The following is a 16,673-nucleotide window of genomic DNA, read 5'->3' as shown; positions in this document are numbered from 1 at the left end:
CGTAATACGTAAAATCCGACACTTTCTATTGCGTAGAAAGTGTCGGATTTTACGTATTACGAGTAAAAGCAGTCTAAGCCGATGCGTAAATTACGTTTATCCAATAACCTCCCGAAATCGTTAAGGCTTCTATGAGGTCTAGGGTAAGAACTAATCTACTATGTGTCCAACAAATCCGGCACCATTGTCGAGAATGAGTCCCCCCCGTCGGAAACCAAGCCCACAGGCGTCGCCAGCGTAAAATACACCTGCTTGATATTTATAACCAGCCGAATCTTGCGGAAACTCAACGTATTCCTGATAAATTTTAGGATAACCACCATAATCGCCATCAGATGCCTGCCGTTCGCTGCCATCGGTATTGAGAATGCGTGTGTTGGCTCCTTCACGGCCAAACAACACTTTCTCAACACAAGGCTTACCTACTAACCTATGGCTGGCGGTTTCCAGTAAAAGTGGATGGTTGGGGTAAAGCTCCCAAAGAATTTTCAGAATATATTTTGACTGAAACAGCAATGTATAGGCCGGATTCAGGACAACGGCTAATCGTTTACGAACGATTTCGGTCAGGATTTCGGTCAGTTCGGGTTCATCTTCGGCAATCGATTCCCAAGGCACTAACTTGAACCAGAAATCGATTTTCTTAAAATGCCCATTCTTTGAATTTTGGCAGAAAATTCCTTCTTCTGCAGAAAATTCAACGTTGTCAATAAATTCAAATTCAACCTCATAGCCTGCTTCACGAGCGGCTTCGCCAAGTAACGCTACGTTAGCATCATCTTCCGGACAATCGCGCACGGCCGATAAGAGTATTGTAGGCTGCAAATCGGGGTTAATGGCTAGAAGTTCCTCAAACTGCGTGGTTAGGGTTTCAAATACCGTATTAAACTGCTGACTTTCATCCAGACCATTTGCCCGTAAATGCGCATATTGGACAACGGCTGTTTCGGGCAGGCAGGTTGCCGTATCGGCATTGAATTCAATAAGTTTGATAGAAGGATTCTTGCCAACTCCCCCCGCCAGATCAAAACGGCCATACAGATGGATATTTCGATCATCTTCCCACGAAAGCTTTATCAATTCGATTAGGTTATCAGGAATGCCCAGTTCCGAAAAACGATTCTGATCAATTACGTGTTGGCCAGCCGCTACGTACATCTCGAACAGCTCGTTTGCTGCATCGTAGTACGCATCAGTTTCGTTCTGATTCACCTGCACAACCTCGTTGGTCAGATAGGGAAGCGTGTCCTGACCGAGCATCCAGTCCCAGCCCAGATTACGAAGCTGTATGTTTGGCGATAGGGCGAGTGGTCTTAATGAAATCATACGGATAAATTTATTAGGGAGAAAGGTTGGTTCCTGCGAAATTCGCAAACCTAAATCTCGTAATCTTTATGACCCGAACGTACCTATTTTGTATTTGTTTGCTTGTTTCCATGACAACTGGTCTGGTAAATGGACAATCGGTTTCGAAAAAGACGGCCGAACCTGTGATTTTTGACACTGATATGGGCCCCGATTATGACGATGTGGGCGCAATTACGATGCTGCACGCCTTTGCTGACAGGGGAGAAGCACGTATTCTGGCCACCATTGCCAGTACGAACTATCCGAACGTAGCAGCCGTGCTAAGTGTATTGAATACGTATTTTAAACGGCCAAATGTGCCGATTGGTGTTCCCAAAGGACAAGCAGTTAGCGATAAAGATTTCCAGCACTGGTCTGATACCCTTGTGGCGCGTTATCCACACAAAATTGTTTCTAACAACAGCGTTCCCGATGCTGTTGCATTATATCGCCAGATACTGGCCAAACAACCCGATCACAGCGTAACAATTATTACGGTTGGCTTTTTAACAAACGTAGCGAATCTGTTAAGTTCTGAGCCAGATCAGTATTCTAAATTATCAGGAAAAGAGCTGGTTGATCAAAAAGTGAAACAACTGGTCAGTATGGCAGGTACGTTTCCAAAAGGCCGCGAATACAATGTTCATCGAGATACGCCTGCTTCAAAAACTGTTTTTGCTAACTGGCCAACGCCCATCTTGCTAAGCGGTTTTGAAATCGGAAAGCAAATTCATTCTGGCTTGCCGCTTACGCAGAATAAAGCCATTAAAAATAGCCCGGTAAAAGACGTATTTACAATTTCACTGCCTAAAGCAAAAGAAGACGTAAACGGTCGGATGAGCTGGGACCAGACGGCTGTGCTGGTGGGCGTTCGCGGGTATGAACCTTATTATAGTGTCAAATCAGGGCGATTAACGATGAATGAAGATGGTTCGAATGGTTGGGAAGATGCGGGGAAAGACCATAAACATTTAATTGTGAAAATGCCAGTTTCGCAGGTCGAAGCACTTATAAATGAGTTGATGCAGCATCAGCCAAAAAAATAAGATATGTAGTGGGTTTTGCTAGTTTCTGCCCCAATTTATTACTGGAAATAGGGGCAGAAATGAAGCATTTCGGGCTCTCTTTTGTTCTATACATACAATGACAGACGTAGTAAAAGAAGTCCTTCAGAAAGCCGCCATGTTTTGCGCATATCAGGAGCGAACGCAACAGGAAGTGCGCGACCGATTGAAAGAATGGGGTGTTTGGGGCGATGATGCCGAAGAGGTTATTGCTGAGCTGATTGAGCAGAACTACTTAAATGAAGAACGATTTGCCAAATCCTTTGCCGGGGGGAAATTTCGGGTGAAGGGATGGGGAAAACGAAAGATTAAACAACATCTCCAGCAGCGGGGCATTTCGGGATACAATCTGGATCAGGCCATGAAAGAGATCGCTTCTGACGACTATCGGACTACATTGGCTGATTTGTTAGACCGCAAACGACGTACTATCCGAGATGTTAACCCACTGGTGGTGAAGCAAAAACTGGTACGTTATGCACTTAGTAAAGGCTATGAATCGGATCTGATTTTTGCCGTATTAGGTACCGAAGAATAATAGAGTATTTCCCGAAGAGAAGTTTTTCGCCTATTTTGCGGACTAACTATCTGTGTTACTCATGCCCAGCTTATTTCTGGATACCGAACGAATGGCCAATCTGAACAGTGGTCTGGGACAACTTTGTCTGCATCTGGGGCATGAACTGGTACGTCAGAAACCTGCTGACTGGGAGCTGACATTTCTGGTAAAACGACATCAGATAGGCATTTTTGGGCCATCGGTAAACTACCGTATTGCAACCCGATGGGGCCGGATATGGCGATGGTGGAAGTATGATGTGTGGCACTCATTGTATCAGGATACCCGCTTTTATCCAACACTATCGACCCGATTCGTTTATACTATTCTTGATCTAAATTATCTGTCGCTTCCGCAGTATTCTGCTCAGCGGAAAGAACGTCGTAAAAAGCATTATCAGGCCCGAATCAGACAAGCGCAGGTTGTAACAACCATATCCAGATATGTAGCATCAGACGTAACCCAGCAACTGAACGTACCATCTGCTACACCGATACGTACCATTTACTGTGGTGTTGATATTCCCGACAGCCGACCAATGACGGAGCCTTTAGTTAAACCGGGAGGGGCATTTTTATTCTTTATCGGGATGATGCAATCGTATAAAAACGTACATGTCTTACTCCCGATTCTGGCTGCAAACGCTAATCTCTGGTTAGTATTGGCCGGCCCCGACAAACCCGAATACAGCCAGAAGATTTGGGAAATGGCCCGTGAACTGGGCGTTGCCGACCGATTGATGATGCCGGGTCCCATTGATGAGTCGACAAAATGGTGGTTTTATGCCCACTGCGAAGCATTTATGTTTCCGTCGCTTATGGAGGGTTTCGGTATTCCGGTTGTTGAAGCCATGGCGTTTGGCAAACCCGTATTTAGCTCCGCGTTGACCAGCCTTCCCGAAGTGGGCGGGGGAGAAGCCTTTTATTTCCCATCATTTGATGCTGCTTCGATTGTCGATACATATCAGAAAGGCATGGAAACGTATCGGAATGATACTACTATGCCAGAACGACTCAAACAGCAGAGCGCAAAATTTCGCTGGGAAATTGCAGCGGCCGAATATTGGCAACTTTATCAGGAATTGATACGTACTTAACAGGCGTTTTATTTCTTCGTTGCTGTCAGCGCGTAGCAGAACGAGTTGATCGGTTCGTAGCTTGTTACGTATCCCAATGATTGCACGTATTGATTGAAACTTGTTACGTTATTCCGTTTATCGTCTAGGTCATGTACTTCCACAATTATCTTATCAATCTGTCTGATTAGCTCGGGTGCTGTATTATAAATAATATCATACTCACTGCCTTCACAGTCGAGTTTCAACAAATTGATTGTCTTAAGTTTATTTGTCTGGATTATATCGGTAAGCCTGATACAAGGAACATTGATTTTCTCTGTATTATTCTCGTGAAAATTGGAGAATACAGATGCGACCACCTGATTTTTTCCTGCCGATTCCATAAACAATTCCAATTTTTCGAGCGGTTTTCCAGTTACAGCCATCTGAAAAATCTGAATATTCTGGGCTAGTCGCGGGTTTTTGTCGACTGTTTCTTGAAACGCTGCTACGTTAGCCGGAACAGGTTCATAAGCATAAATGGTAGCCTTTTGAATTTTTGATAATAACTGAATTGGGAAAAAGCCGGCATTGGCGCCAATATCGAGAATAACGGGTGAATCGGGCAATTCGCGAGCAAGCTCATCTATCTCGTAGACATCGGCCATGAAAATCTCTTTGAAAAGCTGGTAAAGACTTTCAGGAACGCGAAAATTGACGGGTATGGGTCGGGTAGTAAAAAGAAGATCGCGCCGACGGCGTTCGCCTTTCCGAAACATATACTCGCCAGGGTTCCCAATATGTTTCCACAACCTGAAATACCGATTAATACCCGTTACCGCCATAAGCTCTTTTAGAATAGATAGGCTACAAAGTAATGAGTTTAGGTGAGATAGTTGTTAATAGTTTATAGAACGGTCTACATGGTAGTATATATGCCTAAGCAAGTTAAATGCTATATAGCCTGTAAATGCAAATGATTTAGCTATATCGTATCTAAATAAATATACCTTCAAATAGATAGATTGGCTAAAGCCTGATTTAGATTGTAGTTTCGTCAGTAATACCAATTGAAATTTATTTACCCTTTACCATGAACTTTTCTACTACATGCCGCCAAATTATATTTTTCGGCGGCCTGCTCGTTTGGTCTGCTTGTTCAAGAAATCCCGTTACGGGAAAGCGAGAAGTTATTTTGATGTCGAAAGAGCAGGAAATTGCTCTTGGGCAGGAGTCGCATCCGTCGGTGGTGGCAACAATGGGGCTTTATGAGGATAAAAAATTACAGGCATTCATTAACGAAAAAGGGAAGGCGATGGCACAAATATCGCATCGCCCAGATTTACCGTACCAATTTTATATTGTCGACTCGCCGGTTGTGAATGCTTTTGCCGTACCCGGCGGCTACGTCTATTTTACCCGGGGCATCATGGCACATTTCAACAATGAAGCCGAATTTGCAGGTGTATTGGGCCACGAAATTGGGCATATTACGGCTCGGCACTCGGCTCGCCAGCAAACAAGCCAGTTGTTTGGTACCGCCGGGCTAATTCTGGGTTCTGTATTTCTCGATAAAACCGGGCAGTTTACCGAAGCGGCTGCGCAGGGATTACAACTGGCTTTGTTAGGATATAGTCGCGCCCACGAATCCGAATCCGACAAAATTGGTGTGGAGTATTCCAGTAAAATTGGTTATGATGCCCATCAAATGGCCAACTTTTTTGGTACCATTAAGCGGATTCAGGATAACTCCGGGCAGGCAGTACCACAGTTTATGTCGACGCATCCCGATCCGGGTGACCGTCTCAGTAAAGTTCACGAAATGGCTAAAGCGTATCAGACACAGAATCCTGCTACGTATCAGATCGACCGGGAGAATTATCTGAAGATGATTGACGGTATTATTTATGGCGAAGACCCTCGTCAAGGCTTCGTTGAAAATGATATGTTCTACCATCCCGAGCTAAAGTTTCAGTTTCCTGTGCCTAAGGATTGGCAGCATCAAAACGCACCTTCTCAGTTTCAGATGGCTCCTAAAGATGGAAAATCGGCAATGATTCTCATGCTGGCCAAGGGAAATACGCTCGATGAAGCATCACAGAATCTGGTTAAAGAACTCAGTTTGAAAGTACTGGAAAATAGTAAAACAACTATTAATGGCAATCCGGCTTATGTGCTTGTTTCACAACAGCAGCAGCAACCTCAACAAGGACAGCAGCAGCAACAAGCCGATCCCAAAACAACGCTTCAGATAGGTACGTGGCTCATTCAATATAACAATGTTGTTTATGCACTTCACGGACTGTCGGCAGCGGCTGATTTCAACAATCTATTTCCAACGTTCCGGCAGGTCGCTAACAACTTCCGGTCACTGAACGATGCTGATAAACTGAACCGGAAGCCTGAACGGATGTTGATAAAACCAGCCCCGCGCGATGGTTCGTTTCAGGAGGTTATGACAACCTTTGGAATTCCCGCCAAACGTATCGAAGAATTGGGCGTTCTAAACAGCATGAAAGTCGAAGATCGTGTTGCGAAAGGGGCGTTGCTGAAAATTGTTGGACGTTAACGTAGTGCTTTGCTTTACTCCACAAAAAATGCCCCACTATACGTAGCGGGGCATTTTTGTAAACATCATTTAGCACAACTTTTTATCGGCGACTAAGCCAATATCCCAGCGAAATTCCAACGTTTGTGTTCCGAATAGCACCGTTTGTATAATTGCTGATATTGGCCAGGCCAGGCGAAAAAAACAGAGAAACTCCTACGCCAGACGATACTTCATAACCCGCAGATAAGCGCAGACCGAAATCAACTTGCCGATACTGATCCTGTGCCGAACCAAACGTAATAGATTCCTTCGTTTCACGACCGCCAATATTGGTGTTCAATGTTCCGCTAAAAGCATAGCCCAAATAAGGCCCAACTCCTAACATAACCCGTCCCGCCCCGGCTGGGATTCCGTACATAAATTGAACGGGAACTTCAATATAATTTAAATGAAGCGAAGCCTCAGAGTTGCCAACTTGCTGTTTCGCACCTTTAAGCGCATAAAGAACCTGTGGGCGAATAGACCAACTGTTTCCCAAAGGAGCATCGAACATCAAACCAGCCTGAACGCCAATAATCGATTTACTATCATCGCCACCAGTTCGGTCCTGATAAGAAAAATTGCTAACTACACCGGCTCCAACAATGCCAACCCGAACCTGAGCGTATGACGTAATACTTGCGAAGAACAACGTAACAAATGCGATCGTTTTCATGAAATTTAACGTATGAGTAAATTGATGGAATAGACGTCGATGAATTCTATCGAAGCCAGAAAGTACAACTATTATTTACTAAAATTGTCTACAATGTTTTTATTGATTTAAATATGATGTATTTTTTAATTGATTGAAAGCTAGATGTTTATGTTGAATAATATTACGAAATATATTATTGTTCTTAATAGAAATAAGCCTTACGGAACGATAAAAGAACCCAGAGGTATGTCTGTTTCCTGAATATCATCAATGACGTCTATAGGTTCAAATAACGATAGACCGATCGTTAAACAATCCGGACGGCATTCGGCCAGAAAACGATCATAATATCCTTTTCCATAACCAACACGATGGCTCTGTTTATCGAAAACAAGAAGTGGTACAAGTATTATATCGAATTGATTGCTGGTAATTGATTGCATTTGCTCAATGGCAATCGGCTCGGGAATTCCCCAGCGATTTTTCTGCAATTGAGTATCACGATTTAAAGGGTAATGATTGAGTTGATACGTTTTAGTGTCCGTTACGGAAACAGCCAGTTGAATACGAGGAAAATCCGCCCATATTGACTTAATAATAAGCCACGTATCGACTTCGTTCTGACGCTCGATTGGTAAAAAAATATGAACCAACACCGATGTATCAGAAAAGTCATTTCTCTTCAGAAAATCAAAAAAATGCCAGGCTATCTGCTCACTACGTTCTGCTACGTCTTTGGGTGATAACGCTTTTCGTTTTGCCAGAAATAACTTTCGTAAATCAGCTTTAGTCATACACGCTCCCAGCAAAAAATCCGTATGGCTTATTCCAGACAAAGCTGCATACGGAAATCGAGCGGGTCGAAAACCGAAAGCATTTTTTGCAGGAACTGCCGATCGTTCAGGTAGAATGTCAGGAAGTTTTCGCTACGTTCCTGTAAGCTACCATTAGGGAATAACTCATTCTTAACGGCAAGCAACTGACGTACGCCGGTTTCCTGATTGCGTTCTTCAGCACGGCGCATTTTCTTTTCCAGTCGGGCTACCGCATCGGCAAACCGCTTGGTTTCGGCTAGAACCGCTTTTTCAAGCGTAGGGTCAACCATCTGCGCTTTGTGCAAAATGGCGTCCAGCGCTTTATTTACTGTCTTATTCTCGTTATCGAACTTGAGCGAATGGCGTGTGTGATGCTCAATAAATTCGCGTTTGAGTTTAAGCGTATCCTGAAACAACTCTTCGGGTGTTAAGCCTAATTTGCAGATACGTTTGGCACTCACCGATGGCACGTACATGGCAAAATTACGTGGCATCAGCATTGGAAATGGCGTCTGGAAATGATCGAAAACAGGTTTTAACTGCAACCAGTAAGGCACTTCCGATGGCCCGCCAATGTAGGCCAGATTGGGTAGAATTGTTTCCTGATAAAGTGGCCGGAGCACTACGTTCGGACTGAACCGTTCGGGATGTTCGTTCAGTAACGACAGCAGTTCGCTTTCCGAAAACTTTAGTTTTGTGTGCAACACCCGATACGTTCCATCTTCTGTCCGTTCGATACGTTCACGAAGTTGATCGTCCAGATAAAACAGGTTAATATCGCGGGGGGTAATAACGGTTTTGTAGCCCAGATTTTCTAGCAGACTGGTTTGTTTCTGCACCAGCTCACCCGACGACTGACGTAGCAATTCATCCTGCATTACGGGCGCAAAAACCCGTTTTAATGATGCATCGTCGGCATCCAGACAAACTAAACCTTCAGCGCCAAACAACTCATTAACGTAGTAACGAACTGCATCGGCCAACGTATCGTGCTTTAAATAAGCGTTCTCGAAAAGTGTCAGTTTTTCGGGAATTTCCTTGAACAGACTTTTCAACTCCTGCGGATTCATTCGCCCTACGGCACCACGTTGTTCGGTTTGCCAGGCATAACTCTTTCCGAACATCGAAAAGTGATTGATCTCCGCAAAATCGTGGTCTTCGGTTGCCATCCAGTAGATGGGCACGAAATTGTAATCTGGGTACGTCTCTTTCAGCTTACGAGCCAGTTTAATGGTCGTAATGAGCTTATAAAGAATATAAAGCGGTCCCGTAAAAATGTTGAGCTGATGTCCCGTCGTTACCGTAAACGTATTTGGCTGGAGTAGCACCGAGAAATCAGGCTTCTGCTCAATAGACTGATATTGGCGCGCAAGAGCGTCGACCAGAATCTGGCGTTTCGACTCATCAAACGACTTCTCGGCCAATTGGTCGCCGAAAGCCGACAATTGCGGAAACCGATTGTAGAAAGCTTTTAGACTATCTTTTTGATTTATGTAATCGAGAAATAAAGGCGAAAACTGGCCGGTTGAGGCAAGGGGCAGGTACTGACAGTCCATCCGGTGGGCAACGATAGGTATTTATTCGGCTCAACAATAGAAAAACCCGCAAGGTTCGTGTCTTGCGGGCTTATAACAATTAGCTAACGACAGTTCCGTACAGATCGAACTCTTCGGCACGTTCAATCACTACGTTGGCAAAGTCGCCAAGCCGAACGTACTGACTAGCAGGAACCAGCACTTCGTTGTCGACTTCGGGCGAATCAGCAGCGGTACGTCCGATAAAATAACCGCCTTCTTTGCGGTCGAAGAGGACTTTGTAGGTCTGACCAACTTTCCGTTGATTCAGCTCCTGCGAAATTCCCTGCTGCAATTCCATCAATTCGTCGGCCCGTTCCTGTTTTATGTCGGCCGGAACATCGTCGGGCATCGAATAGGAATGGGTATTTTCTTCGTGCGAATACGTAAATACGCCCATCCGGTCGAAGCGCATCCGCTCCACGAAATCGTAGGTTTCCTGAAACATAGCATCGGTTTCGCCGGGGTGCCCAACAATCAACGTAGTACGTAACGTAATGTCGGGTATTTTTTCGCGAATGGTGTGAATCAATGCTTCTGTTTTTTCGCGGGTGATGCCCCGGCGCATCAGCTTCAGCAATTCAGTTGAGCCAGTTTGCAAAGGCATGTCCAGATAATTGCAAACGTTTGGACGATTTTTCATTACGTCCAATACGTCGAGCGGGAAGCCAGAGGGGTAAGCATATTGTAAGCGAATCCAGTCGATACCTTCTACATCGGCCAGCTGGTCTATGAGGTCGGCAAGGTTACGCTTCTTATACAGGTCAAGACCGTAATAGGTCAGGTCCTGTGCAATCAGAATCAATTCTTTTGTTCCCCGACGAGCCAGTGATTTCGCTTCGGTTAGCAACTCATCGATTGGGCGTGATACGTGTACGCCACGCATTAGCGGAATCGCACAGAACGAACAGGGCCGGTCGCAGCCTTCAGCAATTTTGAGATAAGCAAAGTGAGCCGGTGTGGTCAGCAGTCGCTCGCCAACGAGTTCGTGCTTGTAATCGGCACGTAGCGTTTTCAGCAAACGAGGCATTTCGTTCGTACCAAACCACGCATCAACCGTTGGAATTTCGACTTCCAGTTCGTCTTTGTATCGATGCGATAAACAGCCCGTTACGTATACTTTATCGACTACGCCCGCTTCTTTCGCATCAACATAGCGCAGAATGGTATTGACCGATTCTTCTTTCGCATTGTCGATGAAGCCACACGTATTGATCACAACGATGTTGGCGTCGTCTTTTTTCGACTCGTGCGTTACGTCCATGCCATTGCCTTTGAGCTGTGTAAACAGCACTTCTGAATCGACCAGATTCTTGGAACAGCCGAGCGTAACAATATTGATTTTATTGGTACGTAATCCTTTGGTTTTCAAAACAGATAAATTGTCAAATCGTCGTTTGCTGATAACGTTGCTCTTTATCGACAAAGTTCGGATGTATTGCCAGAAAGAAAAAGCCGCTCATAGGAGCGGCCCAATGTTACGTTGGCGAGAAAGCCGTTTCGCTTAGAAATGACGGTCGCCCGCTTCGCGTTTACCAAGCATTACAGCACCGACCATTGCTACCAGAAACAGGACAGATACCAGCTCAAACGGCAGAATATAATCGCTATATAGTAAACTGCCGAGCTGCTCAACCAAGCCCGTTTTGGGGTCAAAAGGCGAATTGGGGCTAACTGTTGGCACCTGTGCACTTTTAGCTCTGAAAATCGTAATCAGCATCACCATTAGCAAACCGCCCACCACAACCGAAGCCATTTTGGTCAGATTTGTTTTCGATTCTTCGTCTTCTCTACGAAGATTCAGGAACATGATGGTGAAGAGAAATAATACCATGATGGCACCGGCATAAACAATTATGTTGACGGCTGCCAGAAACTGCGCATTCAGAAGAATGTAATGACCCGACAGACAGAAGAACGTAGCAATAAGGGCCAGTACGCTAAAAATTGGGTTACGCGCTGTTACTACTCCAATCGCACTAAACAGCGTAAGGGCTGTCAGAATAAGAAATACGTAGCCGGTTGGCGTTAATGCTTTAAAGAAATTTAGAAATTCAGTCATAGCTCAGTAGATGTAGGACGATGGGATTGGGCTCGTCTACGTAGCCGCCCGTGTCAGACTAGGTTCGGTTGGCGTTGCTTTCACTTCAGAATTATTGGCGCGGACGTAGCGGTCGTCCATTTTTTCGACGAGACGTTCCTTGCCATATACAACTTCGTCACGTTCCATAAACACAGGAACCATCCGGTCGTGGCGGAGATAAACAGCCTGTTTTGGACAAGCTTCTTCGCACAAACCGCAGAAGATGCAACGTAGCATGTTGATCTCGTAAACGGCCGCGTATTTCTCTTCGCGATACAGATTTTCTTCGCCTTTTTTGCGCTCGGCAGCCACCATCGAAATGGCTTCGGCAGGACAAGCTACAGCACAAAGACCGCAAGCCGTGCAGCGTTCACGACCTTGCTCATCGCGTTTCAATACGTGGTGTCCGCGATAGACTGGCCCCAGGTATTTTTTTACTTCCGGATACTGAATCGTCACCTTCTTTTTGAAAAGGTGGCTAATCGTGATGCCCAGACCGCTAAAGAATGCGGGCAGGTACATCTTCTCCGCCAGCGTCATTTCTTTATTGCTGACTTGTTTGGCTCTATTCGTTAGTTGCATACGAATTGTTTGAAGGTTGTGGTTTGCGGTTTGAAACGATACGTAGCGGATTCAACCCGCAAACTTCAAACATGATTTATTACGACTGTTGCGCGAATACTTCCCGTTTGGGGGCCTTCACGGCTGTTGTTATCGCCAGTACAATCATGACAATGGCAATTAACCAGCTCGAATATTTAAAATTAAACATCAATCCGGCACCCGTGATGATGATATTCAGAATCGACAAGGGGATAAGTGATTTCCAGCCCAGATTCATCAGTTGATCGTAACGGAAACGTGGCACCGTCCAGCGAACCCACATGAAGAAGAAAATGAAGAAGAAAATCTTGCCGAAAAACAGAACAAACTGAATCGCCGTGGCAATATTATGTCCTGTGATCGCTCCCAGCGATTTCTCCAGCGCGCTTCCTACTTCGTTCATAAACGGATAGTGGAAACCACCGAAATACAACGTAGAGATAAAGGCTGACGACACGAACATGTTGATGTACTCGGCAAACAGGTAGAAGCCCAGTTTCATGGAGCTATACTCGGTGTGGTAACCACCAACCAGTTCTGTTTCGCACTCAGGCAAATCGAATGGCGTACGGTTACACTCGGCAAATGCGCAGGTCAGGAAAATGATAAACCCAAGTGGTTGCGTGAATACGTTCCACTCAAAGAAACCGGCCTGCTCGTTCACAATGGCACGTAGCGACAATGAACCTGTCATCATCAGAATGGCAATGATTGAGAGACCCAAAGCAATTTCGTAGCTGATATTCTGCGATGCTGCCCGAATAGCGCCTAACAACGAGAATTTGTTGTTCGACGCCCAGCCACCAACCATCACGCCATACACACCCAGCGACACTACGCCGAAAATGTACAGTACGCCAATGTTCAATTCTGAACCTTGTAGCGGAATTTCGTAATTAACCTTATCCCACACGAAGCGAATCGTATCGCCAAATGGAATAACCGCGCTCGACATCAACGCCGTGAGCATGGCTAAACAAGGACCGAGAATAAACAACCATTTGTTTGCCTGAGCCGGAATAAAGTCTTCTTTGAAGAACATTTTACCCGCATCAGCCAGTGGTTGCATAAGTCCCCAGATACCAGCCCGGTTTGGGCCAAGACGGTCTTGTAAGAAAGCAGCCGCTTTGCGCTCACCCCAAGTTGAGTAAGCCGCGATAATAAGCGTTATGACGAAAAGAACAAGAATGATAATCCCTTTCGCAGATAATATGACTAAGTCCATCGTTTGCGTTGTAAAATTGTCAAGTGCTCGTGTTGTAAAAACCTAAAGTGGAGAGTTGAACTCTACAACTTTACGACTTTTCAACGCTACAACTTATTAAGGTTCTGGTTCCAGTGCCGAAGGTAATACTTTCGTAAAACGCTCGGGAGCTAACTGCTCAATCTGCATTTGCGACATATCGCGCTCATCGGGAATCTGCTTATATTCTGCTGCTGCCAGCCGCTGACCAAACGACGGTTTGATGGTGTCTTTACGGTACTTATTGGCCGAGATAACCGAACTGCGCGATATTTTGGTTGGCCCTTCAATCGTCCAGTCGCTGGTTTTCTTGGTTTCGAAACGGCAGGTATTACAGATAAACTCAGTTACCTCGTTCCATTCGTTCTTACGAGCCGTCACCCGTATTACGTCGTCGCCACGATACCAAAGCGTTACGTTGCCTGAACAGGTTGGGCAATCGCGGTGCGCATCGACGGGTTTAGAAAACCAAACCCGGCTTTTGAACCGATACGTCTTATCGGTCAAAGCACCAACTGGACAAACATCGATTACGTTACCTGAGAAATCGTTATCAATCGCTTTCTCGATATACGTACCAATTTCTGATGCATCGCCACGTCCTAATACGCCATGAACCCGCTTGTTAGTAATCTGATCAGCCGTATATACGCAACGGTAGCACAAAATGCAACGCGTCATGTGCAACTGAATGTACGGTCCTATGTCCGCTTTTTCGAATGTACGACGGTCTTCTTCGTAGCGAGTCGTAACCTTACCATGATCGAATGCGAAGTTTTGAAGATCGCACTCACCAGCCTGGTCACACACAGGGCAATCGAGTGGGTGGTTCAGTAACAGAAACTCAACGATTCCGTTACGTGCATCTATTACCTGAGGGTTAGTCGTATTTTCTACGATCATACCATCCTGAACGGCCGTTAAGCAGGACGCCACCAGTTTCGGCATTGGCCGAGGGTCTTTTGCAGAACCGGCGGCAACACGTACCAGACAGGCCCGGCATTTGCCGCCACTGCCTTTCAATGGCTGATAGTAACACATGGCCGGAGGAGCCACCTCCGGACCAATTTTGCGGGCGGCCTGCAAAATGGTCGTTCCCGGCTCCACTTCGACTTCAATACCGTCGATGGTAACTTTCAACAATTGCGGCTTTACGTCTTCCATATTTTAATACGGACACTGTCCGTTTAACCTTATCTTATTACGTTACGGATTTTAGTCCGTTTAACTTACACCAAAGCCATTTCGCCCCGGTACACAGCGCCGGGTTGAGTAGCTTCGGCCGGATGATCGATGTGCCACTGGAATTCATCACGGAAGTGACGGATAGCGCTGGCAACCGGCCAGGCTGCTGCATCGCCAAGTGGACAAATGGTATTTCCTTCGATTTTTTTCGCTACGTCGACCAGCAAATCAATGTCTTGCTGATGGCCATGACCGTATTCAATCCGGTGGAGCACTTTCTCCATCCAACCCGTTCCTTCACGGCATGGGCTACACTGTCCGCAGGATTCATGATGATAGAACCGAGAGAAATTCCAAGTGTTACGTACGATACAGGCTGTTTCGTCGAAAACAATAAAACCACCTGAACCAAGCATCGTACCCGTTGCAAAACCACCGTCTGATAGTGATTCGTAGCTCATTAGCCGTTTTTCGCCATTTGCCAGCGTAAGTGCGAGGTTAGCAGGCAGAATGGGCACTGACGAACCGCCAGCTACAAGAGCTTTGAACTTGTGACCGGGACGAATTCCTCCGCACCATTCGTCGGCAAAAATGAAATCTTCGACTGGAACCCCGAGATCAATTTCGTAAACACCGGGCTTGCGAATGTGGCCCGATGCCGAAATCAACTTGGTGCCGGTGCTACGTCCTATACCGATAGCCGCATAAGCATCACCACCGTTATTGATAATCCAGGACGTAGTAGCAATCGACTCTACATTGTTTACAACCGTTGGGCACTGGTAAAGACCTTTTACGGCTGGGAACGGTGGCTTGTTACGTGGGTTGCCGCGTTTACCTTCCAGCGATTCGAGCAAGGCTGTTTCTTCGCCACAGATATATGCACCACCACCGGGTTGCACAACCAGTTCAAGATCGTAACCCGAGCCCAGAATATTTTTTCCTAAGAAACCTTTTGCTTTTGCTTCGGCAATCGCTTTCTCAAGAATATGAATAACATACATCAATTCACCCCGAACATAGATGAACGATTTATTAGCTCCTAAAGCGTATGATGAAACAATCATTCCCTCAATAAGCAAGTGGGGAATCATTTTCATCAGATAGTGATCTTTGAACGTACCGGGCTCCGATTCGTCGGCGTTACAGACCAAGTATCGGGGAACACCTTCTGGTTTGGCCAAAAAGCTCCATTTCATCCCCATTGGGAAGCCTGCGCCACCCCGACCACGAACGCCAGCTTTCTTCACTTCTTCAACAATGGCGTCGGGCGACATTGTTTTCAGGGCTTTTTCAACAGCGGTGTAGCCGCCATGTTTCCGGTAAACATCGAATGTCTCAATGCCGGGAACGTCAATATGCTCGGTTAATATTTTGGTAGCCATTCCTTACTTCGACAGTTCGTCAATGATTTCGTCTACACGCTCGTTGGTTAGGTTCATGTAGTATTTTTCCCGAATCTGGAAAACAGGTCCCATACCGCAGGCTGCCAGACATTCTACTTCTTTGAGCGTGAATTGTCCGTCTACAGTTGTCTGACCCGTGTCAATACCAAGACGTTGTTTCAGGTGAGCCAGTACGTCTTCGCCACCCATCAGGCAACAAGGGCCCGTACGGCAATATTCAATGACGTTCTTGCCAACCGGATCAATATGGTACATGGTGTAGAACGTAGCAACCTCATATACTTCAATTGGTTGAATATCAAGAAGCCGTGCTACGTAGTCCATGCCTTCAGGACTAGTCCAGCCTTCCTGTTCCTGTAGTAGGTGAAGCAATGGCAATAAAGCCGACTTCTGCCGACCTTCAGGGTAACGTGCAATAATTTCCTTCGCCTTTTCTAAACGTTCAGGGGTGAAAACTACCGCCTTATTTTCAAGAGTCTTACTCATAGT

16 protein-coding genes are annotated in these 16,673 nt (G+C 45.7%); 4 read left to right on the top strand and 12 right to left on the bottom strand.

All coding sequences use genetic code 11. The annotated features are described in order from the left end of the window. Positions 1-150 precede the first annotated feature (150 nt). Positions 151-1,326: a glutathionylspermidine synthase family protein gene (locus ACYVD4_RS28365; protein WP_460951383.1), complete on the bottom strand. Its 1,176-nt coding sequence runs from the start codon at positions 1,324-1,326 to the stop codon at positions 151-153. Between the two features lie 110 nt (positions 1,327-1,436). Between ACYVD4_RS28365 and ACYVD4_RS28360 the strand changes: the two genes are divergently transcribed. From ACYVD4_RS28360 to ACYVD4_RS28350, 3 genes are all read left to right on the top strand, one after another. After that, entirely contained in the window at positions 1,437-2,393 is a 957-nt protein-coding gene (locus ACYVD4_RS28360; RefSeq protein WP_460951381.1) for a nucleoside hydrolase, read from the top strand. Positions 2,394-2,490: 97 nt separating this feature from the next. Then, positions 2,491-2,949 carry a regulatory protein RecX gene (locus ACYVD4_RS28355; protein WP_460951379.1) on the top strand — a complete coding sequence of 153 codons (459 nt, stop codon included), beginning with the start codon at positions 2,491-2,493 and terminating at the stop codon, positions 2,947-2,949. A 61-nt stretch (positions 2,950-3,010) separates the two neighbouring features. Continuing rightward, a complete protein-coding gene (locus tag ACYVD4_RS28350) occupies positions 3,011-4,066 on the top strand; it encodes a glycosyltransferase family 4 protein (RefSeq protein WP_460951378.1) in 1,056 nt (351 codons plus the stop codon). Positions 4,067-4,074: 8 nt separating this feature from the next. On the opposite strand, the gene ACYVD4_RS28345 is transcribed toward ACYVD4_RS28350, so the two are convergent. Then, positions 4,075-4,806 carry an FkbM family methyltransferase gene (locus ACYVD4_RS28345; protein WP_460951376.1) on the bottom strand — a complete coding sequence of 244 codons (732 nt, stop codon included), beginning with the start codon at positions 4,804-4,806 and terminating at the stop codon, positions 4,075-4,077. 314 nt (positions 4,807-5,120) lie between these two features. Between ACYVD4_RS28345 and ACYVD4_RS28340 the strand changes: the two genes are divergently transcribed. Then, a complete protein-coding gene (locus ACYVD4_RS28340; RefSeq protein WP_460951375.1) occupies positions 5,121-6,596 on the top strand; it encodes a M48 family metalloprotease in 1,476 nt (491 codons plus the stop codon). Positions 6,597-6,678: 82 nt separating this feature from the next. Here the strand turns inward: ACYVD4_RS28340 and ACYVD4_RS28335 are convergent, their stop codons facing one another. The 10 genes from ACYVD4_RS28335 to ACYVD4_RS28290 all read right to left on the bottom strand — a co-directional run bounded on the left by ACYVD4_RS28335 (position 6,679) and on the right by ACYVD4_RS28290 (position 16,670). Next, positions 6,679-7,293: a porin family protein gene (locus tag ACYVD4_RS28335; protein WP_460951373.1), complete on the bottom strand. Its 615-nt coding sequence runs from the start codon at positions 7,291-7,293 to the stop codon at positions 6,679-6,681. Between the two features lie 200 nt (positions 7,294-7,493). After that, complete coding sequence (locus tag ACYVD4_RS28330; RefSeq protein ID WP_460951372.1) at positions 7,494-8,069, bottom strand: 5-formyltetrahydrofolate cyclo-ligase; 576 nt, start codon at positions 8,067-8,069, stop codon at positions 7,494-7,496. Positions 8,070-8,098: 29 nt separating this feature from the next. Then, a complete protein-coding gene (gene bshC / locus ACYVD4_RS28325; protein WP_460951371.1) occupies positions 8,099-9,646 on the bottom strand; it encodes a bacillithiol biosynthesis cysteine-adding enzyme BshC in 1,548 nt (515 codons plus the stop codon). A 79-nt stretch (positions 9,647-9,725) separates the two neighbouring features. Continuing rightward, positions 9,726-11,036 (bottom strand): 30S ribosomal protein S12 methylthiotransferase RimO, encoded by a 1,311-nt coding sequence (gene rimO, locus ACYVD4_RS28320; protein WP_460951369.1) that lies wholly within the window; start codon positions 11,034-11,036, stop codon positions 9,726-9,728. A 132-nt stretch (positions 11,037-11,168) separates the two neighbouring features. Beyond that, complete coding sequence (locus ACYVD4_RS28315; RefSeq protein WP_460951367.1) at positions 11,169-11,726, bottom strand: NADH-quinone oxidoreductase subunit J family protein; 558 nt, start codon at positions 11,724-11,726, stop codon at positions 11,169-11,171. A gap of 36 nt (positions 11,727-11,762) precedes the next feature. Further along, entirely contained in the window at positions 11,763-12,329 is a 567-nt protein-coding gene (locus tag ACYVD4_RS28310; RefSeq protein WP_163942244.1) for a NuoI/complex I 23 kDa subunit family protein, read from the bottom strand. A 79-nt stretch (positions 12,330-12,408) separates the two neighbouring features. Then, the gene (nuoH, locus tag ACYVD4_RS28305) at positions 12,409-13,575 is read right to left on the bottom strand and encodes an NADH-quinone oxidoreductase subunit NuoH (protein WP_460951365.1); all 1,167 of its coding nucleotides are present in this window, start codon (positions 13,573-13,575) and stop codon (positions 12,409-12,411) included. 96 nt (positions 13,576-13,671) lie between these two features. Then, the gene (locus ACYVD4_RS28300; protein WP_460951363.1) at positions 13,672-14,757 is read right to left on the bottom strand and encodes an NADH-quinone oxidoreductase subunit G; all 1,086 of its coding nucleotides are present in this window, start codon (positions 14,755-14,757) and stop codon (positions 13,672-13,674) included. A gap of 65 nt (positions 14,758-14,822) precedes the next feature. Continuing rightward, complete coding sequence (gene nuoF, locus ACYVD4_RS28295; RefSeq protein ID WP_460951362.1) at positions 14,823-16,163, bottom strand: NADH-quinone oxidoreductase subunit NuoF; 1,341 nt, start codon at positions 16,161-16,163, stop codon at positions 14,823-14,825. A 3-nt stretch (positions 16,164-16,166) separates the two neighbouring features. Next, positions 16,167-16,670: an NADH-quinone oxidoreductase subunit NuoE family protein gene (locus tag ACYVD4_RS28290; RefSeq protein WP_460951360.1), complete on the bottom strand. Its 504-nt coding sequence runs from the start codon at positions 16,668-16,670 to the stop codon at positions 16,167-16,169. Positions 16,671-16,673: the final 3 nt, after the last annotated feature.

It is taken from the genome of Spirosoma daeguense, from assembly GCF_054776875.1.
Note: the sequence above shows the minus strand (reverse complement) of the source record. Positions and strands in the feature narration are given on the sequence as shown.

What these genes read in the sequence shown, in the direction of transcription:
- ACYVD4_RS28365 (WP_460951383.1), bottom strand. Translation starts at nt 1,326, where the DNA reads ATGATTTCATTAAGACCACTCGCCCTATCGCCAAACATACAGCTTCGT.
- ACYVD4_RS28360 (WP_460951381.1), top strand. Translation starts at nt 1,437, where the DNA reads ATGACAACTGGTCTGGTAAATGGACAATCGGTTTCGAAAAAGACGGCC.
- ACYVD4_RS28355 (WP_460951379.1), top strand. Translation starts at nt 2,491, where the DNA reads ATGACAGACGTAGTAAAAGAAGTCCTTCAGAAAGCCGCCATGTTTTGC.
- ACYVD4_RS28350 (WP_460951378.1), top strand. Translation starts at nt 3,011, where the DNA reads ATGCCCAGCTTATTTCTGGATACCGAACGAATGGCCAATCTGAACAGT.
- ACYVD4_RS28345 (WP_460951376.1), bottom strand. Translation starts at nt 4,806, where the DNA reads ATGTTTCGGAAAGGCGAACGCCGTCGGCGCGATCTTCTTTTTACTACC.
- ACYVD4_RS28340 (WP_460951375.1), top strand. Translation starts at nt 5,121, where the DNA reads ATGAACTTTTCTACTACATGCCGCCAAATTATATTTTTCGGCGGCCTG.
- ACYVD4_RS28335 (WP_460951373.1), bottom strand. Translation starts at nt 7,293, where the DNA reads ATGAAAACGATCGCATTTGTTACGTTGTTCTTCGCAAGTATTACGTCA.
- ACYVD4_RS28330 (WP_460951372.1), bottom strand. Translation starts at nt 8,069, where the DNA reads ATGACTAAAGCTGATTTACGAAAGTTATTTCTGGCAAAACGAAAAGCG.
- bshC (WP_460951371.1), bottom strand. Translation starts at nt 9,646, where the DNA reads ATGGACTGTCAGTACCTGCCCCTTGCCTCAACCGGCCAGTTTTCGCCT.
- ACYVD4_RS28315 (WP_460951367.1), bottom strand. Translation starts at nt 11,726, where the DNA reads ATGACTGAATTTCTAAATTTCTTTAAAGCATTAACGCCAACCGGCTAC.
- ACYVD4_RS28310 (WP_163942244.1), bottom strand. Translation starts at nt 12,329, where the DNA reads ATGCAACTAACGAATAGAGCCAAACAAGTCAGCAATAAAGAAATGACG.
- nuoH (WP_460951365.1), bottom strand. Translation starts at nt 13,575, where the DNA reads ATGGACTTAGTCATATTATCTGCGAAAGGGATTATCATTCTTGTTCTT.
- ACYVD4_RS28300 (WP_460951363.1), bottom strand. Translation starts at nt 14,757, where the DNA reads ATGGAAGACGTAAAGCCGCAATTGTTGAAAGTTACCATCGACGGTATT.
- nuoF (WP_460951362.1), bottom strand. Translation starts at nt 16,163, where the DNA reads ATGGCTACCAAAATATTAACCGAGCATATTGACGTTCCCGGCATTGAG.
- ACYVD4_RS28290 (WP_460951360.1), bottom strand. Translation starts at nt 16,670, where the DNA reads ATGAGTAAGACTCTTGAAAATAAGGCGGTAGTTTTCACCCCTGAACGT.